The following is a 23,670-nucleotide window of genomic DNA, read 5'->3' as shown; positions in this document are numbered from 1 at the left end:
ATGAACATCACGATCATCGGTGCGGGCGCCGTGGGGTTAGCCACCACGGTGACATTGGCGGCTGCGGGGCACAAGGTACGGCTCGTTGATCCAGCACCTGCCAGCGGAGCCACCCATCACGCCGGTGGCATGCTTGCCCCGGCGGCCGAGGTGGTTTACCAACAGGACCCGTTGTTCCCCCTTATGCAGGCGGCCGGGCAGTGGTACCCGGAGCTCCTTGATCTCATTGCGCACCATACACAGCTGCCGACGGGTCACCGAACCGACGGTACCCTCGTGCTGGCGGCTGATCGCGCCGATGCAGAACATTTAAGGAATGTGCAGGATTATCAAGCAGCCCACGGTATGACTGTGGAGCGCATCAGTACGCGCGAGGCGCGGACGATGGAGCCAGCATTAACGCCGAGACTAGCTGGGGCGGTGAGTATTCCGGGTGATCATCAGGTATTCCCTCGTCAATTGGCGGCGGCGATGTTAGATGCAGCGCGCAACCTGGGGGTGGATATTGTGCGTGAGCAAGCACACAGCGTGGCCGGATTTTTGAAAGAAAACGGTGGGGACGCAGACCGCGTAGTGCTGGCTAATGGTTTGGGGGCTGCGCAGATGAGTGACGAGTTTAGCAGTGCATTACAACTGCGCCCGGTTTATGGGGACATTTTGCGGTGTGCGGAGCCGGAACCACAGCAGCCATTAGTCAGGCGGGTGGTGCGTGGGTTTGTGGAAGGGCGTCCGATCTACATCATCCCGCGTTCAGATGGAACCATAGCGGTGGGGGCGACGTCGCGGGAAGACGGGCGGCAACAGCCACGAGCCGGAGAAATCTATGGACTCCTGCGCGATGGGATTCGTATTGTTCCAGGGATCGAGGAATGTGATCTCGTTGAAGCGAGTGTGGGTGCCCGACCGGGAACCCCAGACGATCTTCCTTATTTGGGGTATGCAGGGGAGAAAATTATCGTGTCTACGGGCTATTTCAGGCATGGTATTTTGTTGTCGTCATTGGCGGCACGTGTTACACGCGAGCTGATAGAGGGAACGCCAGTCAGTGTGGATGTCAGTGCGTGCGCGCCGGAGCGTTTCGCTGGCCGGTCGTGAAATCGCCGACGAAAATCACCTGTATCCCGTCACTGACCTAAATAAGGCCTTAGCGTTGAACTAGTAAGCTCAGGATGAACACGTTTCCGGTGATGAGAGGGACTCAGGACGAAGCGTGCTTGAAATTATCCTTAGCGCAAGGTGCTGCATCAGTTCTTCACGCTGGCTGCCACAACCGGCACCACACACGATGTCACAGCCTCATCGTTGAGGCTGTGACCAGTGCTGGTGATGCTGGTGATGGGACGGTTGATTGGATTGCCAGCACCCTCAACGAAGGCGATACCTGAGGAGTCGTACACGTTCGGTCTTCCACTGTTTGCATCCGCGTGGGAAGTCCGAGATAGCGACGTGCAGCTGTTTGCCCAAACGCTGCCTGATGAATTAGTTAACTATGGATCAGGCGTAGTCAATGGTGTAGTCATCCTCGGCAAGGATCTGCGTACAGCTGGTGTGCTCGGTATGAGTGATAAAGGTGTGATCTTTGTGGATTGTTGGGTGAAGGGCTTGGATCTGTCAAATTCAGTCCTCACCAACACCAACTTCTTCGGATTCAAGGTTCCAGCAAATTCCGTACAGGATTAACCTGGGGCAGTGGCTGAGACTACCGCCGCCGAGTTCGTTGATTGAGCATTTTTCGAAGTCAGCTTTTGAGAGGACGAACCTCTAGCGCTTCACCGTTACACGAGGCTGTCTCAATGGATGTGTGTGGGATGGTGCTACGTCTGAAAACGTTTCCACTTTTGCAGCTACAACTAAGAACGGCGTAGCCGACAATCTCACCATCACTGTAGGCTCGTCTTGGTGAGTGACGAGATTAACTCTGAATTCTTTGATGAGGCCGTCATTCTCCCGAGGCGGTTACGGATAGTGACCACTACTGCCAAGACCCGAAGTGGTTTGTATCCAGTTTCGGACATCACGGAGTGATTGAGGCTGGTGCCCTCATACCCGCCACTCTCTCCTAAGATACCCAGGTACGACTGGTCATAGCGATGGCTAGCGTAGCCTTAGGTGGGATGGAGATTCGATAGCGCCGGGATAATCGCATTACTGACCTCGCAGGTTAGCCGCGATCTGTGTATTGCCTTTGCCCGCGGCTGGATGGCCAACTTCCCCGATATGGAAACAGACGCCGACTCTCAGGTTAGGGCGTCATTCTTGCCTCCAGAAAGCTCGAGCGAAGACCGCCACTTACGCGAGCAGTGTGTCCAAACTGAAGATATTCAAACCTAATCTAATCAATTCGTTATTCACGATGTACATAGTGATACCGAACATTCTTTCGGTAAAGATAAAACCCTAGCCTCTTTGACTTTCGTTCTGATACTCGGATTGTATAAGCCGAATCAATTAGTGGATAGACCGGCATTGGATTCGAGCCCGGCGGTTTTGTCACCGTGGGCGAAGTAGATACATCAGGGATGATTTTGTCTGTGGATGTTGCCGAATCGTGCGAAACAGCGATCGAAACGCAGTCTCAAAATATGCGGCGTGTCAATTAGTCCCTACCTATTGTGGGGAAATAATCCACACACTTATCCCGAGTAGTATTTAAGAAGATTATTATTAGTTGGTGAAAGTTCCCCAAAGTAAGGATGTTTCAATGTCTTGATTATCTAGTAATCTCCGCGCTTGAGCGCTGTTATTTAAAGTCACGATGGCTCGCGATCCGCACCTATTTAAAAACATAAGCCAAGAGTCTGAATGCCATGCTGCGGTAGCCATAATGATGCCCTCGGATGCATCCTGAGTCTCCTCAAGAAGTTTGCCACTTAGATAATGCCATCCGTTTAGTTTCTGCTCCTCACAATCACCCATATCGTAGCCTTCCGGTAGGTACCAACAATATTCAGGCGCGCCAAGTTCAGCGCGAAGCGGATACCATACGAGAGTGAGATTTGTATCGAAGGGCCATGACACCTTGTCAACTACTTCAGATTGGAATTGGGTGTCGCTCATGTTTCCGAAAGCATCCCGGAAAGAACGAGCGGGGAGAACGGGTCGATTAAGAGCAGCTCCTACTTCCCGCCATGTACATCCCTTATTCTCGCCTAGCGGCGGAAAAATAGAGGACTCCATCCGCACCTCTACTGCATACAAGTAGTTCCGACTAAGGGTGGCGAGACACTCGGCATCATCAATATCGTAAGGGAAGATGTGCGGGAATAGAACCTCTACCGAGCTTCGGAAATTCCACTTTGGTTCGCCTATTGAATCGTATCTATCGTATTTCTTCATTTAACTGATGACTTACTATTGTTGGCTTTTATAAAATCCATGTTGACCTATATAAACCAGATTCATTTTTCCTAGAACTTTCGGAAAACTGTACTGTAGCTAGAACTGGCTCGTGAAGCGTACGGGGGTTGTTCCGGTGTTGTGAGATTCCAATTGTCGTTGGATTGGTGTCATAATAGTGTGTCTCAACCTCATCTGTGGTGTGGTAGCCCAGCGCTTTATACAAACGCCGGTTATTCCACCAGTGAATCCAGTGCATGTGGCTAGTTCCACGTCCATCAGGCCTGGTCACACGCGGTGACGGTGGATTAATTTGGCTCTTGTAGAGCCAGTTGAGTGTTTCAGGCAGGGCGTTGTCGTAGGGTTACCCCCAGAGCCAACAGATAGCTTCACCCGAGTATCAATTAGCCAGTCCGTATAAACCAGGCAGACATAGTGACTGCCACTCTCACTGTCGTGGATAAGTTGACCCTGAACGCTAGCGCGTGCAGCGTGTAACGCCTGGTTGAAATCTTCCACGGGGCAGTGATGTTCAACGAGCTTTTCGTAGCCTGCCCAACAATCGTTTGACTGAATGCATTGGTCATGAAAAGCGGTGTACACAGATCCGCCTACGGTAGGCGCGTAGTGTGGGTCGTCGTATGAACGCCGTACACCGCATGGTTTGCAACGTGGATGTGCCTGATTTGTTCAATAAGAATCTCATCGCGTACCGCCTGGGTTGGTAGAGTTTTCGAGTGAAAAGCCGATGCGGCTTTCAACAATTCGCTAATGCGGGGGATTAGACTGGCTCGCTCGTAGGCAGTGAGGGTGATGTTCTTTTCAATAGCTGTCGTTCATGGTGTGGGTCAGCTCGTTTGACGCGTACTTCTATGGCTCGGCGCATGTAATCGCTTTGTGATTGCTCATGTGCCTCTGCAGCTTCGGCAATCAGGGGTCGAAGAATAAGGGACACGGAGAGTAAATGTCTGCATAAACTCAGCTATATTCTAAATAACTGACCGAATACATATGTGCCCACACCCGATACATGTGTTCGGTTTCTTAGGACGCCTTTTGTTTTCTAACCGGTTACGTAGAACTATATGGTGTGCGTTGTTTTCCTATGTGAGCTGCTGTTAGGGGGAAGGTGCGGAAGTTCTTGCATGCACGAGCGAGAGTTTAGTCGGGAATCTGCGAGGTTGGGTTGTGGATAACTTGGAGCATGAGTAGACACCCGATCAATGAAGATTTGGGGTTCGGCGTGTTCTTAGCTCCAGGTGCTGAAAGAAGGTTGAGGGGGTGAAGGTGTATTCCGTGTCGCGATCAACCTGTGTGCTCTTGCTGGTTCGTCGTGTAGATACCGCGGCCGTGGGATAAGAGGATCTTCCAAACACAGGACAAGGGGAGTAGCACAGCTACAAGGCGAGGATATGGCGCAGATATGGGACGGAGATATAGGGTCTGAACTGACACAGAAAAACCGCCTGCCAGGAACAACTACCGCACCGCTCACCGGGAGCGATATGCGGAAAGAAGCAACGAAAACGCGCTGAAAGGAAAGGTAAGGGAACAGCCATGCAACTAATTGTCAACGGTGAGCCATTCATCCTCAACGAAGGCTCCTCGGTGGAAGATCTTGTGGGGCAGCTTACCGGGAACGCCTCTGAAGCAGGTATGGCTGTGGCAATAGAGGGGCGGGTAGTGTCCCGTTCAGAATGGACGGCGACCGCGTTGAAGGACGGCATGAGTGTTGATGTGCTTACCGCCGTTCAAGGAGGATAAGTGCCATGTTGAATGTGGCAGATCGGGAATTTGATTCGCACCTCATCATGGGCACGGGAGGGGCTACCAGCCAAGCTATGTTGGAGAAGTCTCTGGTGGCATCGGGGACGGAGCTGACGACGGTGGCGATGCGTCGCTACACAGCGAAGGCTGGGGGAGGAGGGGAGAGCATCTTTGACCTACTACAGCGGCTTGGCATCGCGCCGTTGCCGAACACTGCCGGCTGTCGCACGGCGCGAGATGCGATCCTCACTGCCCGTTTGGCCCGCGAGGCTCTGGGTACCAATTGGGTGAAGGTGGAGATCATCCACGACGAGCACACCCTGTTACCCGACGTGGTAGAAACAATCGATGCCACCGAGATTCTTGTCAGTGAAGGGTTTGTGGTGTTGGCATACACCAGCGATGACCCCGTGTCTGCGCAGCGTTTGGAGGATGCGGGAGCATCCGCGGTGATGCCCCTTGGCTCACCTATCGGCACAGGGCTGGGTATTCTCAACCCCCACAATATTGAACTCATATGCTCCCGGTTATCTGTGCCCGTTCTCATCGATGCGGGTGTGGGGACGGCGTCCGACGCCACCCTTGCCATGGAATTGGGCTGTTCGGGAGTACTGCTCGCTAGTGCTGTGAACCGGGCGGAAGATCCAGTAGCTATGGCACGCGCTATGAAAGCCGCAGTGGAAGCAGGGTACTGGGCCGCACGGGCGGGGCGTATCCCGCGCCGGGAACACGCTCAGGCGTATGCGTCGTCCCAGTTCGAGGGGTTGGCAAGCTGGCCAGACCAGGTGCTCTAGGAGAAAACAATGAGGCAGTTAGAATTGCGCCGCGTCGCGCGCCAACTCAACCTCCCGGGTTTTGGACTGGAACAGCAAGAGGCACTGCACAACGCCCACGTGTTGGTCGTCGGCGCGGGTGGTCTTGGTTGTCCAGCCCTGCAGCAAATGGCGGCAGCGGGAATCGGTGAGATCACCGTGATTGATGATGACACCGTGGACATCACAAACATCCATCGCCAGATTCTATTTGGCGCTGATGATGTGGGGAAGCCGAAGGTGGAAGTTGCCGCCGAGCGCATTCGTGCATTGCAGCCGGGGATACGCGTGCATACCTTGCAGGAACGGCTGACTCCAGACAATGCACTGGAGTTGGTGCATGGCGTGGATGTGGTGCTGGATGGCTCAGACTCCTTTTCCACGAAATACCTGGTTGCTGATGCCGCCGAGGCAACCTCTACGCCTCTCGTCTGGGGTACTGTGCTGCGATTTCGCGGAGACGTAGCGCTCTGGCATTCCGGTGTGAATACCGCGGACGCCCGCGGGGTGGGTTTGCGTGACCTCTTCCCGGAACAGCCGGGTGGGGATTTCGTCCCGGACTGTGCCACAGCTGGTGTGTTGGGCGTGACGACGTCTGTGATCGCAGGTCTCATGGTCACCGAGCTAATTATGTATCTCACCGGTCTGGCCGACACGGTGGGAAAAGTGACAAGCTACGATGCTCTCGGCGCCCAACTTCGTTCCCTACACGTTGCGGCAGACCCTCAACGCGCACTGGTGACTGGCGTGGACAACAGTTATAACAACGCATGCGCCATTCCTGGCAGGGCAGGTGCAGGGATAGCAGACACATCGGGCATGGAAAATGCGGAGAAGTTACTGCAGGAAGCGCATGATCTGCAGCGCGCTCTGCAGGAAGGCGACGCGGTAGGCCTCGACATTCGTGAAGACCATGAGGTCATGGTGCAGCCATGGCCAGGCGTGGATGCTGTACTGGCTCCCCTGAGCGGGATCCATCGTGTGGATGATGTACCCCCAGAACTGTTTGGGGAGGATGTCTCCCAGATTGTGGTGGCATGCGCCTCCGGAATGCGCAGTCAACATTTCATCGAGCGTTTCGGGGAAGAGTTCCAGACGCGCGGAATAACGCTACGGAATCTTCCGGGTGGTATTGCCGGGCTGGTCTAACTGCTGTTGTGCTGTCAACTGTTGCGGCTCTTGCTGCTCAGAAAGCTCGTTAGCGTGAGCCTCGTTAGCGTGAGCCTCGACAGTGTGAGCCTCGACCCCAAGGCGACTGAGAGCAACGGTGGATCCGATCATTACCGTCATGGCTGCCAGCATGACACCCCAGCCTTCCGTTGAATTCACCTGGAAATGCTCGCCGAGGACAACATACCCCAAGCTGAAAGCAATGAGTGGCTCAACGATGGTCATGGCTGGCAGGGAATTCTTGAGGTCTCCCGCATTGAAGCTTGCTTGCTGAACAGCAGTACCGGTGGCTGCCAAGAACAGAAGCATATAGAGCTCCCAGCTGGATACCAGATAGCGAGGCCCCTCAGTGCTCCATATATCAACTACGGTCTTGGACATCAGTGCGAGATAACCCATGATCGCACCAGTAAGCGAACCGAAGATAAGAGCGCGGGTGTGGCGAGATTGGCGTCGAGCCCATAAGTACAGCGCACTAATAGCCACGGTTCCCACGCAGAACGACGACCACCACACCACATCCGACGGGTTAGTCTCTGCAGCGGCAGGACGCCCCAAAATGATGATGACGGACACCGCAGCAGTGAGAAACCCTGCCCAGGCGGTCTCGGCCTTTGAAATACGACGCCCATTCATCCACGAAGACAGTGGCAGGGTGAACATGAGGCTGAGAACCAAAATGGGTTGAACAATCAAAAGCGTGCCGAAGCGCAGTGCGATGATCTGTAGGCCATAGCCCGCCATAGCGCCAAACAGGCCAGCCCACCACCAGCCCGAACGGATCGCGGCCATGATCGGCACCACGCCCTCAGCGGTGTTTTCCGCAACGCGGTGCCGAATCACAGTTCCCCACGCGATAGTCAACGCGGAGAGCAAAGCGAAGAAAACCGCTAACAGATTGTTGTGATACATCGCTATCAAATCTAACTCACAATAGGCGAAATACCTCACCTACCTTGCCTGAATGTCTGCACACTGGGGTAGAATCTGGGCGACAAGACTCACGCAGACGCGCGTCTGTGAATTCGGCGCGCATAAAGGAGTGAAAGCCACGTGGCACTCATCGTCCAAAAATACGGCGGATCGTCGCTGGAAAGTGCGGAGCGCATCCGTCGGGTGGCGGAGCGCATCGTGGAAACTAAGAAACAGGGCAACGACGTGGTAGTGGTCTGCTCCGCCATGGGCGATACTACCGATGAGCTGCTGGATCTCGCTGAACAAGTCAACCCGGTCCCGCCTGCCCGCGAGATGGATATGCTGCTGACTGCCGGTGAACGCATCTCCAATGCCTTGGTGGCCATGGCCATCGAATCTTATGGGGCAGAAGCACAGTCCTTCACTGGTTCTCAAGCGGGAGTGCTGACCACAGAACGCCACGGCAATGCACGCATTGTGGATGTCACCCCGGGGCGGGTTCAAGAGGCTCTTGACAATGGCAAAATTTGCCTCGTCGCCGGTTTCCAGGGTGTCAACCGTGAGACTCGCGACGTGACCACTCTGGGACGCGGAGGCTCGGATGCCACCGCAGTAGCACTCGCTGCAGCTCTGAACGCCGACGTGTGTGAGATCTACTCCGATGTCGATGGCGTATACACCGCGGACCCGCGCATCGTAAAGAATGCCCGCAAACTGGACAACATCTCCTTCGAAGAAATGCTGGAGATGGCTGCGGTGGGCGCCAAGGTGCTCATGTTGCGCAGCGTCGAGTACGCTCGCGCATTCAACGTGCCCCTGCGTGTTCGCTCGTCCTACAGCAATGACATTGGCACCCTAGTTTCCGGATCGATGGAGGATATTCCAGTGGAAGAGGCAGTACTCACCGGTGTGGCGCACGACCGCTCCGAGGCAAAAATCACCGTGTTAGGCATCCCGGACAATCCAGGCGAGGCAGCCAAGGTGTTCCGCGCGGTCGCAGATGCAGAGATCAACATCGATATGGTTTTGCAAAATGTGTCCAAAATCGACAACAACCGCACAGACATCACCTTCACATGCCCTCGAGAAGATGGGCCGCGGGCCGTCCAACTGTTGAAGGCCATGCAGAAGAACTCCGACTGGCAGGATGTGCTGTACGACGACCAAATCGGCAAGGTCTCCCTGATCGGTGCCGGGATGAAGTCTCATCCCGGAGTAACTGCTGACTTCTGTGAGGCGATCAGAGACGCCGGCGTGAACATTGAGCTGATCTCCACCTCTGAGATCCGCATTTCCGTACTGATTCGTGAGGCCGATATGGACAAGGCCGTGGTGGCTCTCCACGAGCGTTTCCAGCTCGGCGGCGAGGAAGAAGCCACGGTGTACGCAGGTACCGGCCGTTAATGTCACCTCAGCGTCGGCTCTACGCGCACCTTGGTGCCGGCCGCTAGGAACACAACAGGAATACAACCGACATAAGCCTAGACAGCGCGAAGATGAGGCGCTGTGTGACGCAATAAAATTGGGCGAGAAAGACCGAGAGGGATTACCCATGACGACCATCGCAGTTGTTGGCGCTACAGGCCAGGTGGGACGTGTCATGCGTTCCATCCTGCGTGAGCGTAACTTCCCAGCAGACAATGTCCGTTTCTTCGCTTCTGCTCGTTCGGCGGGCAAGGAACTGGAATTCGGGGATAAGAAAGTAGTTGTAGAGGATGTTGCAGCAACCCCTACGGATGCACTGAAGGGCATCGATATCGCCCTGTTCTCTGCTGGTGGCGGCACCTCCCGTGAACACGCACCACGTTTCGCAGAGGCCGGCGCGATCGTGGTGGACAATTCATCTGCCTGGCGTAAGGACGATAACGTTCCGCTCGTTGTTTCCGAGGTCAATGGACACGAGGTGAAAAACACCCCCAAGGGGATCATCGCAAACCCGAACTGCACCACCATGGCGGCTATGCCCGTGCTAGGCCCGTTGCACGCTGAGGCTGGCTTGCGGCGACTGCGCGTGAGCTCCTACCAGGCCGTGTCTGGATCCGGCTTAGCGGGTGTGGAAACGCTAGCAAAGCAAGTGCGCGAGAACGTGGACCGTATCGAAGAGCTGGTGCACGATGGTTCCGCTTTGGTCGCCGAGGATCTGGGACCATACGTAGCCCCAATTGCTTTCGACGCCCTGCCTTTTGCTGGCAACTTGGTGGAGGATGGCTCCGAAGAGACGGACGAGGAGCAAAAACTCCGCAACGAGTCACGCAAGATTTTGGGGATCCCAAATCTCCTAGTAGGTGGCACGTGCGTTCGCGTACCAGTCCTGACGGGGCACACTATGACCGTCCACGCGGAGTTCGACAAATCTATTACCCCGGATCGCGCCCGGGAAATTCTCGCCGATGCGCCGGGGGTTGAGGTTGTTGATGTACCGACGCCACTAGCCGCCGCCGGTAAGGACGAGTCCCTGGTGGGGCGTATCCGTCAGGATCAGTCTGTCGACGGTGGTCGCGGGCTCGTCTTCGTCGTGGCAGGAGATAATCTGCGCAAAGGCGCTGCCCTGAATACTATTCAGATTGCCGAATTACTGTTGGATTAACGGGCGTCACCCCGATGGGGCTAGCGGGGTGGCCGTAGGAGGCTACCTTTGCGAGCCACAGCAACCTGGGGCGCAGAAAGAACCATTTGTGGTGTGCCCGAAGTTAGGAACCGTGGACAGTTTCTTCGCAATGTCCTCCGCAGCCCGCTGAGCCTCTGTCGGCTGGGACTTTTCAAAGCTCTTTGCATAATCAGCCACCATGTCTACGACCATGGTGGCGAAAGAAGCACTGAGTCCAGGAGAAGCGGAGCGGATGAAGGGGATACCAGCTTCCGCAGCAGCCTCTTTAGCTTCCGTGTCAAGATCCCACACCACTTCCATGTGGTCAGTGACAAAGCCAATCGGGCATAAAACAATTCCCCGCTTATTGCCTCTGCGTGCTCGCTCCTCAATGTGATCGCACACGTCTGGCTCTAACCAAGGAGTATGAGGAGAACCGGAACGGGACTGCCATACTAGCTCCACGTCGTAGTCCGTCCCCACACCAAGATCTACACCGACCGTCTCCCCTGTATGAGCCGGCCCATCGCCACGCCCGCCGACAGGCTCGTGCTGCGCAAGCTTGCCAGTCCATGCATAAGAAGCCCCAGAACCCGGCTTGCCTTTGAATGAGCTAGCTTCTTGCACCAAGCGCGCCGCGTTTAATACCTGCTGAGAGTACAGGTTTCCGCCAAACTTGTGAGGGCCAGCCTCCTCATCGGCGACACACGGAACAGAGTGCGCAGCGAAAATGAGATCTGCATCCTCGCGCGCCTCCTCAGGTAGTTCACCACGGGCTGCATCCACGGCGGAGGCGAATTCCGCGATGAACGCGGGATGAGTGTGGAAGTGCGGGAGGCGCTCCATCGTGGGAGCAGAAACACCGGCTTTCTCACACGCTTGGATCGCGCGTTGAATATCTTCCTGATATTGAGAACAACCGGAATAACCACCCCACGCGGATGTCACGAACACGTAGACGTGCTCGATTCCATCCCGAGCCATTTGCACAGTGGCATCTTCTACATATGGTTCCCAGTTGCGGTTGCCGAAGTAGACCGGCATATCGATACCGCGGGAAGATAATTCGGCTTCGAGGTTGGAAATGATCTGCAGATTCTGTTCATTGATGGGGGATTTACCCCCGAGGGTGAAATAATGCTCACCCACTTGCTCGAGTCGCGCCCGAGGAATACCGCGGCCACGAGTGACATTTTCTAAGAAAGGAACGACGTCTTCGGTTTTGTTCGGACCACCGAAGGACAGCAGGAGCAACGCAGTGTTTGTCATGCGTTTTACTCTACCGAGAATTAAGAAACCTGAAATCTCGCAGGTGCGACTGTACGGAGACTACGCCCGTTTCTTGACCTGTCGAGACACACTCCGATGATCACGGGGTTGAGACATATCTACCAAGTCCGCCCGGGCGCGCGCGACGCGAGAACGAATGGTGCCCACACGAACCCCGGCGATACCTGCGGCTTCTGCATAGGTGTACCCCAACATTTGAGTGAGGATCAGCGCCTCTCGACGTTCCGGTTCGAGCTGGTCGATGAGTGCTCGTGTGTCGACCCAGTCAGCCCATGTCTGGCTACCGGTAGTTTCCGCTGCGGCGTGGTCAGATGTGGCGTCGTCCCAATCTCCGGCCGATTTACGCGGACGAGCCATGTCATGGCGGACGGAATCAACCCAGACGCGGCGGGCAAGGGAAAGAATCCACGTGCGAGCGGTAGAACGAGCCGCAAAACGGGGCAATGCGCCGAGTACTCGCAGATACGTCTCTTGTGTCAGGTCATCAGCCCTGTCACTATCAGCAAGGTGGGCGAGGAGGCGCCACACATCATCGTGGGTGTGGGCGATGAATTCAGTCAATGCAGCACGGTCACCGTGGGCGGCCTTGAGTGCGAGGTCGGTGACGAAGGCATCGTGCGCCTCACTGTGCTGAATGCTCATAGATAAGAAGTTTAGCACTGTGTTTTCTGCAGGCTGAGCAGAGTTCTGGCAGGATGGGTGGCCACCCAACTTTAGGAGGTCCACGACTCATGACTGCCAACGAGAAGCAGACAGCGAAGGACATCGCACATCGAGGGGTGTGCCCATACGCAGGCCACTCCACCAACGTCAACGGTGCACCCGTTCACACTGAGGAACATTCCGCCACCGTTGGTGAGCAGGGGCCGCTACTGCTCAGTGACGTGCATCTTGTGGAGAAGCATGCTCACTTCAACCGCGAACGCATTCCAGAGCGCAACGTTCATGCGAAGGGTTCTGGCGCTTTCGGTGAGCTGACGATCACCGAAGACGTCTCGCAATACACCAAAGCTGACCTATTCCAGCCAGGGCGTAAGACCCCAATGCTGGCACGTTTCTCCACCGTTGCTGGTGAGCAGGGCTTTCCTGACGCAGTACGCGACGTGCGTGGTTTCTCCCTGAAGTTCTACACCCAGGAGGGTAACTACGACATCGTCGGCAATAACACCCCGGTGTTCTTCCTCCGCGACGGCATGAAATTCCCAGACTTCATCCGCTCCCAGAAGCGTCTAGCTGACTCTGGCCTACGATCCGCTGACATGCAGTGGGATTTCTGGACTCGTTCGCCGGAAACAGCACACCAAGTCACCTACTTGATGGGTGATCGCGGTATCCCGAAAAACTTCCGTCACATGGACGGATTCGGTTCCCACACCTACCAATGGATCAATGAGGACGGTGATCGCTTCTGGGTGAAATACCACTTCAAGACTCGCCAGGGGTGGCAGACCTACACGGATGAGGAAGCAGCCAAACTGATTGGTGATGGCGATTTTGACTCCTCCCGCAAGGATCTCTATGAGGCCATTGAAAAGGGCGACTACCCAACCTGGGATGTCAAGGTGCAGATCATGCCGGTTGACGAGGCAGAGAATTACCGCTGGAATCCGTTCGACCTCACGAAGACGTGGTCGCAGAAGGACTATCCGCTGATTCCAGTTGGTCACTTCACACTGAACGAAAACCCACAGAACTTCTTCGCCCAGGTGGAGCAGGCAGCGTTCGCCCCGTCGAACATCGTCCCGGGCGTGGGCTTTTCTCCAGACAAAATGCTGTTGGCGCGCGTGTTCGCCTATGCGGATACACAGCGCTACCGTCTGGGCGTCAACTTTCATCAGCTGCCATCAAACCGTCCGATCGTAGAGAATAAGAACCTGTACACGGCTAAGGACGGTGCGGGTACCCAGGAATTCCCTCCAGCGGGCACGCCAGTGTACTCCCCTAACCGTTTTGAGCGTGGTGAGGGTGTCGATGACGTATCCGATGGTTCCGGTGCGGTTCAGAAGGGAGTCGACGCAGGCCACTCCAAGTACGGCTTTGGTCGAGGTCAAGAATCCGCGACTGGGCTTGCAGCAGACCTTGGTCTTTTCGATGAGCTTCACGGTAAGGACTTCACACGCGGAGCGTATGTACGCCATCCGGAGGATGATGATTTCATCCAGGCGGGAATTCTCGTTCGCGAGGTCATGGATGATGCTCAACGCGAGCGCCTAGCCAACAACATCGCTGCGGCTATGGACGGTGTGTCCGACCAGGTGGCGGAACAATGCTGGACATACTGGGGCAATGTGGACGAGGATCTACGTGACCGGGTCAGGGAGATCTTCAACGCCAGTTAAAGGATTCCCGCAGGCGCCGGAACGCGTGGCGTCGTTACACCGGCTAAGCCCCAGCGATGACCACGGTGCTGCCAGGACGATAGAGCCCCCGAGCCACGGGGACGACGCTGGATGCCGCAGGACAACACCGAATGCCACAAGGCAACACGACATACACCGAACACACCCAGTAACAAGAAATGAGGAGAACACATCATGAGTGAGGCACTCTACACAGGCAAGGCGCTGTCCACCGGCGGCGGCCGCGACGGCAACGTGGCAACCTCCGACCGCGCCCTGGACCTCGATGTCCGCCCGCCAAAGGAACTAGGCGGAAACGGCGAAGGAACAAACCCGGAACAGCTCGTATCCGCGGGATGGGCAGCGTGCTTCAATGGTGCACTGCAGCTAATGATGAAAAACGCTGGCGTGCAATCTGACCAAACCCCGGAAGTGGAAGTGACCATGACCCTCAACAAGGGTGAGGACGGCATGTTCCTCACTGCCACAATCCATGCCACCATCTTCGACGTAGACGCTGCCAAGGCCAATGAACTGGTGCAGCAGGCACACGAGTTCTGCCCTTACTCCAAGGCGATGCGCGGCAACGTCGATACGGAAGTGACCGCCACCGCTGCTTAAGTGAGCCAAGGACACCAGGATCTGGCAGCCCGCGGCGGCTAAGCAATCCGCTATCTGGTAGTCCACAGAACAACAAAACCCCCGCCGGTGAAGACAATCGCTCCCGGCGGGGGATTTTTGATGCGGCCGTATGCTGAGCGAACGGTGATTTACTTTGGTTCTTTGGCGCGCTGACCACCCGACAGCGGAGCAGTGTGATCCCAGTGCGTGGCGTGTAGGGTTCGGCCCATGATGTAGGAGCCAACGGCCTGGACAACGAGCAGGAGAAAGATCGCACCAATTGCCCGGATGAACTCCCCGGCCACCCATCCGTGAATATTCCAGCCGTGTACCACATTGGCGAGGATCAATAACGGAAGCCCCACGCCCGTGGCAGGGCCGAGCATGTTGATTTGGGAGATAGCATCCGGGGCGAGGTACATTGCGCGGGCGGAGACAAACACAAATACGGCTCCTAGCAGAGCGAGCACACTCGTGAGAATCGTGAGCCCCCACGTTGGCTCGTTGAAGTGGATGAGTTCGCCGGCTTCTGCAGCAATAGTTGTGATGGTCATGCTTTTAACGCCTCCCTCGAGAGATGATGCGTGCGTACGCCGCGGTGGACAGGGCACCGAAGAAACCGGCAAACAACACCACTTCATAAGTCACGGACGTATGGTCAAAAAGGCTGTAGCACATGAACAGGGCTGCCATTGCGAGGAAGATGACGTCCGAAAGAACCGCACGCCGGGCGTCGTTATGCGTGGTCACCGCACGCCATAGCACCATGAGCAGGGCGATGACCACGATGACGGCCGCCAAGCCAGAGGTGACGTTGAGGAAATCTTGGGGGCTCATTGCTGCTTATTCCTCTTTCCTGTGTTTGTGTGTGTCTGTGCCTTTACTGTTGTCTTTGTCTTTACCGTTATCTTTCTCTGATTCCAACCGATAAGCCTTGGGCAGCGGTGCTTTGAGCTGAGACCCGTCAACATCACCGTCCTTTGGATTGTTCTTGGGGTAGAGCGGATCGTAGAGAGTTTCTCCTGGCTTGGTGCGCCCCTCTCTGTCAGGACGGGAGGAGCCAAGCTTATCGCCTCTGAATGTGTCGATGTCCGTCATCGGTCCCCTCTTTGGCGACTGAGTGCGACGGGAACGGGCACGCTCAACGTTGCGCTGAGCAACGGCATAGCGTTCTTCCCGGTTCATATTCTTGACATCCTCAGGGTTGGATTCTTCTTCGTCCTGCTCCAAGATTGCTGCGACGAACGCAGCGGCGTGGGGAGTGGAGTCCACCTTCTCCACGTCAAAGACAGTTTCGTCTGACACGCGCCCACCATGACTACCGCGGAAACCGCGTGGTCCTGGGCGTCCACGTTCCACCAAAGTCTGCACATCAAAGTGGTTTTTCTTATCCTTGATGCTCGGAACGAGTCTCTCTTCCATCTCTGCGAGAGAATCTAAGAGCTCTTGTGGATGTGATCCATACATTGCGTGCACGGCGAGGAAGCGCTGCACAGTCTCTAGGCCGTGAGTCCCGAACTCAGATTCACCGACAGCGGACGCATCATGGCGAGAACGGTTACCCGCCTCCGCGTCATAGTCCACTTCTTTGGGGCCGGTTATGCCCAGTGCGAGGGTGCCTGGCGTCATGGTAATTGAGGCCGTGAAGGCGGCAATGTCGCGCTCTTTAGTAATCCGCAGAGGATAGTAAATGACCACGGGGGCAATGTTGCGACCAGTGCCCAGAGTGTCGATAGCCATCACCGTGGATTCTTTGATGATCTGCCCCACCAGCCACAGACCATAGCGAAGGCAGTGAGCAAGAATGCGGAGATACTTCATTATCGCCCAGCCTCCTTAGCTTTGGACTGTTCGGTATTATCACTGGTCGTGATCTGGTTATTGCGGATTTCCTGCTCCCGTAGCGCAGCCTCGGATGTGGAGTCCAGCGCGCCGGCCGGAACATTGTCCAATCCGCTCGGCCCGGGCTCGAGAACCATACCCACTGCTGTATCCGGGTCGCCCATGACGGCAGAGACATAAGCTGTTGTGTCCGTGAGATTATCCGCGGCACGACCCACAACGTTGAATACAGGACCAGCTCCGAAGAACATGGCCACCGACAGAATGATCATCGCGGCGGATGGGTACACAAAACGGTGGGCGACAGCTAGAGAGGGATCACACTCATTTGCATTCATGGAACGCCCCCAGAACACTTCGCGCCAGACATAGAGCATCGAAAGTAGAGCACCCACCCCGGCGATGATGATCGCGCCGATCGCGATCCACGCTTTCCATGTCCCATCTTGAGCGATGCCCATGATGAGTCCCAGCTTGCCTAGCACGCCGGAGAAGGGAGGGAAACCGATGATGGCCAATGCAGCGAGAGCGAAGATAACCGATGGGAAGGGGTCGCGCCTCGACAGGCCGGAAAGAGGCCTGATCCGCCCAGTTCCGTACGTTTCCTCGATGGATCCCGCCGCCATAATCAGTGAGGATGCGACCACCATGTGGTGAAGCATGTAGAACAAAGAGGCGGAGAGCATGAGGTGTGCGTCGTGGTTGAGAAAGACCAGAGCAACCAACATGAATGGGATGCCATTGACCATTTGGTAGGCCACGACGCCACGCAATGATGCTTCGCCCAGACCGGCGAAAGCACCGATCAACATGCCAAGCACCACGAAGCCCAAGATTCCCCACCCCAAGGCCACATCGCCTTCGAACGCCGTGAGGTAAATACGGAAAATTGCATACACTGCAACCTTGGTGTGAAGCCCGGAGAAAAGAGCCATCACAGCAGGTGAGGTGGCTGGGTACGCGCGCGGCAGCCATGTGTGCACCGGTGCCATGCCAGCCTTAACCGACAGCGCGAGCAGGACGACGCCCAGTGCCACCATGAGCTGCCACTGATTGCCAAAAATACCGGGAGCGAAGCTTTGTCCACGAGGGCCAGCCGACCCAGCGAGGGCTGCAAGGTTTGTGGTGCCCACAACTGCATAAACAGTGGCCACGCCCGTCAGCAAAATCATGGAGGTCACCAGATTGACCACGATGAACATCCGGGCGGCAGCCAGACGAGCCCACGTGCCAGTCATGGCGAGAAGACCAAAGGATGGCATCAACATCACTTCGATGAAGACAAACAGATTGAAGATATCTGCCGTCATGATGGCTCCCCATGCGCCCGCCAAGAGCATGAGCGCAAGGGCCGGGAAGAAGCGTGTTTTCGTCTCTCCCACGGCATCGGCAAACCACATCGCGGCACAGACCACAATGGACGTGGCGAGCAGCATAACTGCGGTGAGGGTGTCTGCCACCAACGGGATGGAGATACCACCGATGAAGGCGCCCACATTGTCGGCAATGACAGGGCCGCCCTCACCGGAAAGATAAAACAGTAGGTAGCCCGCAGCCAATATGCCTACTGCGGGAACAGCTAGGCCAAGGAAGCGGCGAACCGCTAGGGAAGGAACGATCGCCGCACAGGCGGAGGCCAGCAGGGGGATGAGGATGAAGAAGGAGAGGGTGGCTCCGGCGGTCATTATCGTGCATCTCCCTTCTGCTTCTGTACCTGATGTTTCTGGTGATGCTGAGCACCGCCATGGGCTGCATTGTCACGTTGGGTGCGCCGTGCTGCCCGAAGTGAATCTGGGGCGATGTGCTGAGCTTCACGTCCCAAGGTCTGTAACGCGCGCAGTTTGTGTGCAGATCGTTCGGGGGTGTCGGAGCTGCGTGTGTCATCATCGCGGCCGACTGCGGCGAGCACGAGCATCACGGCGGTGGAAGCCATAGAGATCACGATGGCGGTGAGGACGAAAGCTTGAGGGAGGGGGTCGGCGGCCTGATCTGGGGTGGAACGGTTCATCAGTGGCTCGTAGCGCCACGCTCCGATGCCGGCGGCAAGGATGAGCAGATTGACGCCGTGGCTCAGCAGCGTGATGCCGACGATGAGCCGCACCATGCCACGCTGCATGATCATGTAAGTACCCCCACCGATCAGGATGGCGATGATGAGTGCGATGATCACTTCTTCTCTCCTTCCGTATCGGTGGCGGTTGTTTCCGGTGCGTCTTCGGCGGCGGTGCGCACGCTGCGGGGCGAGGGTTCCACCTTCCTACGCTTCTTTTTTGCTGTGCGTCGCTTTGCGGCTTCGCGTTCGGCGCGGTGAATATCAGCGGCGGTGACCGCTGTGGTGACATCTGTGAGATCGTGTGGCAAGCCGGGTTCATCTGTTGAAGCCAAAGCACTATCGGCTTGAGGAACGATCCAGCTGGCCTCTTGCTTGGGCTTTGCGGGGGGCTGCGTTGTAGGCGCAGCGGTGCCGGGCGCTTTCTGTGCCCGCGGGGATTGCCTCTGTGTCGTTTCGCCCAACTTCGGAACGGCAGTGTGGATGTGAACAGGGTCTGCCCCTGGACGGTCACGGCCACCCAGCTGGTTGATCACGATGATGATCAGGCCGACCACCGCGAAGTACACGCCAAGGTCAAAGACCAAGGAGGTGGTGACGTGCTGTCCTAAGAAATGCCCATGAATGGGGGCGAGGAAACTACCTTTCACGTAGCCAATGGCGCCAGTAAGCAGGGCCGTGATGATTCCGGCTCCGACAAAGCGGTACCCCCATTCATCTGTGCCGATCTTTCGAGACTTCGGCTGCGACACGTACCAGAGGAACAGCCCTCCGGCGGCAACCAACGCTGCGAGGAAGCCACCTCCAGGGGCCTGGTGCCCGCGCCAGAACGTGACGAGAGAAACAATCCCGATGAACGGTAAGACGGGAATGAGTGTCATACGACCTGGGATGGAGTTCAGGTGTGTGGAACGCAGATATTTCGAGTAAAACGGTGCGAGTTCAGGGACTTTGTGAACATCGGGGAAGCGGGTGGAACCTTCGGCACGGAAGAGCTCCGACGTAGAACCTGGACCGTATCCGGGAAGTGGGGATCGGGGGATGGACCTGATGATTGCTGCAATGACGATGCCGGCCATGCCCAGTACCGTGAGTTCCCCCAATGTATCGAATGCGCGGAACTCCACCAGGATGACGGCTACAACATTGTTGCCTCCGGCGAGATCCGGCGTGTTTTCTAGATACCATTTGGCGATCTCCGGCTTATCATGCCGCCCCATGAGGAAGAACACACCGAAGAATGTGATGATGCCGATGACTACTGCTAATGCGGTGGCAAATTTGGTGCGGTTTTCTCCTTCCCTCAGATACAGGCGAGGCTGGTGGCGGAGAACAAGCATCATGATGACCACTACGCAGAACTCGACCAGCAAATTAGTCAACGCCACATCTGGGGCGCCGAGAGTGAGCATCATCCAGGAGACGCCCACTCCGACGACACCCAGCAGGATGATCGAGGCCAAACGCGAGCGTGTGGAGATGATGCCCACAACCGGGAGAGCGATGAGCGCCAGGGCGACGAGATCCGTGGCTCGATCTATGCCCGTGACCCGAGGTTCGAGGCTTGCTAGTCCCGCGAGCCGGCCGGGAGCCATGAAGCCGGCGATGGCCAGGCTACAGATGAGAACGAAGATCCACAGGACGTGCCGGTTGGGGGATTGTGAATTGGCTAGCGTGCCTGCACGGCGACCCCAGCGCACCGCCATGGTGCTTCCTTTGGAGATGAACTCTGCGCCGGTAGCAATGCCCAGTCTGCGACCCTCCATGATGGAGGAGATGCGGCGTCGCATCATGATACCCACCACGCCGAGCACGAGGACGGTGACGGAGATATACAGAGGTATGCCCAGGCCATGCCAAAGTTTCAGGTGGGTCTGCGCGAGTCCGACACCCGTGGAAGCAACGACGGAATCAACAGCGTGATTAACGTTGGACATGACCAGCACGACTGGCAGAGATAGTACGCCGGGGAGTGCGGCAGGTATCAGCAAGCCGGGGGAAGCTTCTTTGACCGTGGACATGTCACGTGGGCCGTCAATGAACGCGCCCGTGATGTAGCGGGCGGAGTAGAGGAAGGTGGCGAGCGCGCCGATACCAGCGACGGTCAACAGAACAACGGTGCCGGCGTGTGCGAAAGGGGCTTCCGTGAAAGCCTCAAGCATTCCTTCCTTGGATACGAAACCAAAGGTTGGAGGTACGGCTGCCATAGAAGCTGCGGCGATGACCGCTGAGAAGAATGTGAAAGGCATGCGACGCCAGATCGACCCCAAGCGGCGGATATCCCTGGTACCAGTTTGGTGGTCAATGACGCCGGCGAGCATGAACAACGATGATTTGAACAATGCGTGCGATGCGGTATGCACGAGAGCTGCGGCGAGGGCGAACGGAGTGCCGATACCGATGGTGGCGACAATCCACCCCAGTTGGGACACGGTGGAATACGCGGTGAGTTTTTTGAGGTCAGTCTTCTGCATCGCGAAAACCGCAGCCATAAGAGCCGTGGCCATGCCAATGATGATCAGCAGATAGTGCCACAGCGCCACCCCCTGGAACAGTCCGGAAAAGCGCATAAGCAGGTAGACACCGGCTTTCACCACCGCCGCAGCGTGGAGGAACGCGGAGACTGGGGTATCGGCAGCCATTGCTTCCGGCAGCCAGAAGTGGAAGGGGATTTGCGCAGCTTTGGAAAAGCCCGCGAGAGCCACCAGGGTAGCCAGGATGGCGAGACGCACTGGGTCTTCGTGCCATATCGGGTGGGCAATGATGGCGGAGAGGCGGGTGGTGTGTGTGGTTGCCACCATGATTCCGATCGCGGCAAGGAGAAATAAACCGCCGATGAAGGTGAGGATTAAGGTGCGTACCGAGCCTGCTTCACCGCCGGATCCGGAACGGGCTATGAGAAAGAACGACGCCAACGAGACCATTTCCCAGCCAATGAACATCATGACTACGTCGTCTGCCAAGACCAGCAGCACAACGGCCAGCATGAAGGCTGTCATGAGCAGGTAAAAGCTCATGATTTTATTTCCGCGGTGCAGGTAGCGTGTGGAGTAGATGAAAACGATCGCACCGATGGTGAGCGCGAGAAGCGTGAAGAACAGTCCGAGGGAGTCCATACGGAAGGCAAACTCCACAGAGCCGGAGCCACCATCGGGGGTTGCGATGAGACCTTTAATCCACGTGACGGACCAGGTTTCAGTGGCGCCGTGGAGTATGGGATCGGCATGTGCGATGACATAGCCTGCGAGGACAAGGAAAGTGATGGCGAGAGGCCAGCCTGCATTGCGGTCGAGAGCTTTAACCAGTGCAGGAACCAGGATGAGGGCAACCGCCACAATTGCGGGGACTGCGAAGAGGACCACGCTTGTCTAACACCCCAACTCTTAATGGTCGAAAACGATGAGCAACCTCACACAAAGAACCACAGGTTCCGCGTGGTTGCGGAAGGCAGACGGTGCGCACGGTGTGATGCGATAGCTGCCCGGGGCGTGAAAACACGCGTCCACTCGGAACATGGACGGAAAGTTATGCGACTGCACTAGTGTATCAGCTGAATAACCGCAACATTCCGGGCGTACGGTTTTTATTGCCCTGGAGTGCATGAAAAAGGCTTCTCGAGGGCGCAGCATATCTGCAATGGTTATGCCACCGCGAGATGAACCCCGCGAGAAGAGAAGATGTGAAAAGAATTGGTCGGGATAACAGGATTTGAACCTGCGACCCCCTCGTCCCGAACGAGGTGCGCTACCAAACTGCGCCATATCCCGGTCTGCGAGACAACACTGTACTCTTCGCTCGTAATCCTCACAAAACCCCTGTCACGGGTGGGGTGACACGGCACGTAACAAGGAGGGGTGGGGTGACACGGCACGTGACAAGGAGCGAGCTCACGGAAGTTATATGTTCTCGTAGATTTCTACGTCCTGACCACGTTCAACGATGTGGATGAGGGTGGCCGATGGGCGACAGAAGATGCGAAACGGCACGTACTTGGAATTGCCCAAGCCGTTAGTCACGTGCAGCCACATGCGTTCGGACCAGCGAGATAGACCTTGTACGCGGGAGCGGTCGAGACCACAGTTGGTGACTATAGCGCGGCTGCCCGGCAAACATAGTTGGCCTCCATGGGTATGCCCAGACAGCACCAATTGGTAGCCTTCGGCAGCGAATTGGTCGAGAACATGCGGCTCAGGCGAGTGCGAGAGCCCGATGGCGATATCCGCATCGGGATTGGGGCCGCCGGCAATGCGACGAAAATCGTCCAACTCGTGATGTGGGTCATCCACACCAGCGATTGCCACATTGAACTTGTGGTGGCGGACATAGAGAGAATCATGTCGAGGTTCGATGGAGAAATCGACGTGCTGGTGGGTGGCGTCGTGCCAACCTCTTTCGACAAATGCTGCGCGCATGCCGCGCCACGGTAGTTCCACCTTCGACGGTGTGCGTTTCTTGCCCAGCAGATAAATGAACGGGTTGACCGGGCGGGGGGCGAAATAATCGTTCGAGCCAAACACGAATACACCAGGGCGGTTGAGCAGTGGGTCTAATGCCCGGAGGACACCGGGAACTCCCTTGTCTTCACCGAGATTGTCGCCGGTGTTGATCACCAGGTCAAAATCCAGATCGCTGAGAGCGGCGACCCATTTTTGCTTGTGCTTTTGTCTATCCAGCATGTGGAGGTCAGAGATGTGGAGGATATGGAAGGATTCTTCCTCTGGATCCTCGAATGTGCCCGGTTCCAGAAGTGGCACGGTGACCTGCTTGACCTCAAACTTATGGGTTTCTCTATATGCGAGTGCGAGCGTGCTGAGACCCGCCACCGTGATGGCGGCGGTGGTGGACAATACGGTGCGCAGAAGTGTGTTACTCACAGTTGATCAAGTCTACGCGCTCATGGGTATGAGCCATTGCCTACCAACGATAAGCATTGGGGTGACG

At 56.5% G+C, this 23,670-nt stretch carries 21 protein-coding genes and 1 tRNA gene; 9 read left to right on the top strand and 13 right to left on the bottom strand.

Annotated features, from left to right (window positions below; all coding sequences use genetic code 11):
• The gene (thiO, locus tag GP473_RS08825) at positions 1-1,095 is read left to right on the top strand and encodes a glycine oxidase ThiO (protein WP_185770495.1); all 1,095 of its coding nucleotides are present in this window, start codon (positions 1-3) and stop codon (positions 1,093-1,095) included.
• A 149-nt stretch (positions 1,096-1,244) separates the two neighbouring features.
• On the opposite strand, the gene GP473_RS08820 is transcribed toward thiO, so the two are convergent.
• On the bottom strand, positions 1,245-1,397 hold the full coding sequence (locus GP473_RS08820) for a hypothetical protein (RefSeq protein ID WP_185770494.1): 153 nt from the start codon (positions 1,395-1,397) through the stop codon (positions 1,245-1,247).
• 49 nt (positions 1,398-1,446) lie between these two features.
• Between GP473_RS08820 and GP473_RS08815 the strand changes: the two genes are divergently transcribed.
• Positions 1,447-1,680 carry a hypothetical protein gene (locus tag GP473_RS08815; protein ID WP_185770493.1) on the top strand — a complete coding sequence of 78 codons (234 nt, stop codon included), beginning with the start codon at positions 1,447-1,449 and terminating at the stop codon, positions 1,678-1,680.
• Positions 1,681-2,664: 984 nt separating this feature from the next.
• Here GP473_RS08815 and GP473_RS09380 read toward each other — a convergent pair.
• A complete protein-coding gene (locus GP473_RS09380; protein WP_222104952.1) occupies positions 2,665-3,336 on the bottom strand; it encodes a hypothetical protein in 672 nt (223 codons plus the stop codon).
• A gap of 1,557 nt (positions 3,337-4,893) precedes the next feature.
• On the opposite strand from GP473_RS09380, the gene thiS reads away from it, so the two are divergent.
• From thiS to GP473_RS08795, 3 genes are read left to right on the top strand one after another with little or no spacing between them, the layout of a single operon-like run.
• Positions 4,894-5,100, top strand: a complete 207-nt coding sequence (gene thiS, locus GP473_RS08805; RefSeq protein ID WP_185770491.1) for a sulfur carrier protein ThiS — start codon at positions 4,894-4,896, stop codon at positions 5,098-5,100.
• 5 nt (positions 5,101-5,105) lie between these two features.
• On the top strand, positions 5,106-5,897 hold the full coding sequence (locus tag GP473_RS08800; RefSeq protein ID WP_185770490.1) for a thiazole synthase: 792 nt from the start codon (positions 5,106-5,108) through the stop codon (positions 5,895-5,897).
• Positions 5,898-5,906: 9 nt separating this feature from the next.
• Positions 5,907-7,064 carry a ThiF family adenylyltransferase gene (locus GP473_RS08795; RefSeq protein WP_185770489.1) on the top strand — a complete coding sequence of 386 codons (1,158 nt, stop codon included), beginning with the start codon at positions 5,907-5,909 and terminating at the stop codon, positions 7,062-7,064.
• Here GP473_RS08795 and GP473_RS08790 read toward each other — a convergent pair.
• Positions 7,026-7,997, bottom strand: coding sequence for a DMT family transporter (locus GP473_RS08790; RefSeq protein ID WP_185770488.1), 972 nt, complete (start codon positions 7,995-7,997; stop codon positions 7,026-7,028). The genes GP473_RS08795 and GP473_RS08790 overlap by 39 nt on opposite strands.
• Positions 7,998-8,138: 141 nt before the next feature.
• Here GP473_RS08790 and GP473_RS08785 point away from each other — a divergent pair, with 141 nt between their 5' ends.
• Together GP473_RS08785 and GP473_RS08780 are read left to right on the top strand one after the other, a co-directional pair.
• On the top strand, positions 8,139-9,404 hold the full coding sequence (locus GP473_RS08785) for an aspartate kinase (protein ID WP_185770487.1): 1,266 nt from the start codon (positions 8,139-8,141) through the stop codon (positions 9,402-9,404).
• 148 nt (positions 9,405-9,552) lie between these two features.
• Positions 9,553-10,587 carry an aspartate-semialdehyde dehydrogenase gene (locus GP473_RS08780; protein ID WP_185770486.1) on the top strand — a complete coding sequence of 345 codons (1,035 nt, stop codon included), beginning with the start codon at positions 9,553-9,555 and terminating at the stop codon, positions 10,585-10,587.
• Between the two features lie 42 nt (positions 10,588-10,629).
• On the opposite strand, the gene GP473_RS08775 is transcribed toward GP473_RS08780, so the two are convergent.
• Entirely contained in the window at positions 10,630-11,856 is a 1,227-nt protein-coding gene (locus tag GP473_RS08775; RefSeq protein ID WP_186276872.1) for a ferrochelatase, read from the bottom strand.
• Positions 11,857-11,916: 60 nt separating this feature from the next.
• Positions 11,917-12,519 (bottom strand): RNA polymerase sigma factor, encoded by a 603-nt coding sequence (locus GP473_RS08770; RefSeq protein ID WP_185770484.1) that lies wholly within the window; start codon positions 12,517-12,519, stop codon positions 11,917-11,919.
• 89 nt (positions 12,520-12,608) lie between these two features.
• Between GP473_RS08770 and GP473_RS08765 the strand changes: the two genes are divergently transcribed.
• Both GP473_RS08765 and GP473_RS08760 read left to right on the top strand, forming a co-directional pair.
• Positions 12,609-14,216 carry a catalase gene (locus GP473_RS08765; protein WP_185770483.1) on the top strand — a complete coding sequence of 536 codons (1,608 nt, stop codon included), beginning with the start codon at positions 12,609-12,611 and terminating at the stop codon, positions 14,214-14,216.
• 195 nt (positions 14,217-14,411) lie between these two features.
• On the top strand, positions 14,412-14,837 hold the full coding sequence (locus GP473_RS08760; RefSeq protein WP_185770482.1) for an organic hydroperoxide resistance protein: 426 nt from the start codon (positions 14,412-14,414) through the stop codon (positions 14,835-14,837).
• Between the two features lie 149 nt (positions 14,838-14,986).
• On the opposite strand, the gene GP473_RS08755 is transcribed toward GP473_RS08760, so the two are convergent.
• From GP473_RS08755 to GP473_RS08720, 8 genes are all read right to left on the bottom strand, one after another.
• Positions 14,987-15,391: a Na+/H+ antiporter subunit G gene (locus GP473_RS08755; protein ID WP_185770481.1), complete on the bottom strand. Its 405-nt coding sequence runs from the start codon at positions 15,389-15,391 to the stop codon at positions 14,987-14,989.
• 4 nt (positions 15,392-15,395) lie between these two features.
• The gene (locus GP473_RS08750) at positions 15,396-15,674 is read right to left on the bottom strand and encodes a cation:proton antiporter (protein ID WP_185770480.1); all 279 of its coding nucleotides are present in this window, start codon (positions 15,672-15,674) and stop codon (positions 15,396-15,398) included.
• A gap of 6 nt (positions 15,675-15,680) precedes the next feature.
• Positions 15,681-16,658 carry a Na+/H+ antiporter subunit E gene (locus GP473_RS08745; protein ID WP_185770479.1) on the bottom strand — a complete coding sequence of 326 codons (978 nt, stop codon included), beginning with the start codon at positions 16,656-16,658 and terminating at the stop codon, positions 15,681-15,683.
• Positions 16,658-18,364 carry a monovalent cation/H+ antiporter subunit D family protein gene (locus GP473_RS08740; RefSeq protein ID WP_185770478.1) on the bottom strand — a complete coding sequence of 569 codons (1,707 nt, stop codon included), beginning with the start codon at positions 18,362-18,364 and terminating at the stop codon, positions 16,658-16,660. Before GP473_RS08740 ends, GP473_RS08745 begins: the two co-directional genes overlap by 1 nt.
• Positions 18,364-18,849 carry a cation:proton antiporter subunit C gene (locus GP473_RS08735; RefSeq protein ID WP_185770477.1) on the bottom strand — a complete coding sequence of 162 codons (486 nt, stop codon included), beginning with the start codon at positions 18,847-18,849 and terminating at the stop codon, positions 18,364-18,366. Before GP473_RS08735 ends, GP473_RS08740 begins: the two co-directional genes overlap by 1 nt.
• Positions 18,846-22,091: a DUF4040 family protein gene (locus GP473_RS08730; RefSeq protein WP_186276871.1), complete on the bottom strand. Its 3,246-nt coding sequence runs from the start codon at positions 22,089-22,091 to the stop codon at positions 18,846-18,848. The genes GP473_RS08735 and GP473_RS08730 overlap by 4 nt, the downstream gene beginning before the upstream one ends.
• Before the next feature lie 328 nt (positions 22,092-22,419).
• Positions 22,420-22,496, bottom strand: a tRNA-Pro gene (locus GP473_RS08725).
• Between the two features lie 129 nt (positions 22,497-22,625).
• Entirely contained in the window at positions 22,626-23,603 is a 978-nt protein-coding gene (locus GP473_RS08720) for a metallophosphoesterase (RefSeq protein ID WP_185770475.1), read from the bottom strand.
• Positions 23,604-23,670 lie beyond the last annotated feature (67 nt).

Source organism: Corynebacterium anserum, assembly GCF_014262665.1.
GTDB lineage: Bacteria > Actinomycetota > Actinomycetes > Mycobacteriales > Mycobacteriaceae > Corynebacterium > Corynebacterium anserum.
The sequence above is the reverse complement of the archived record's forward strand: the minus strand, read 5'-3'. Positions and strand labels throughout refer to the sequence as shown.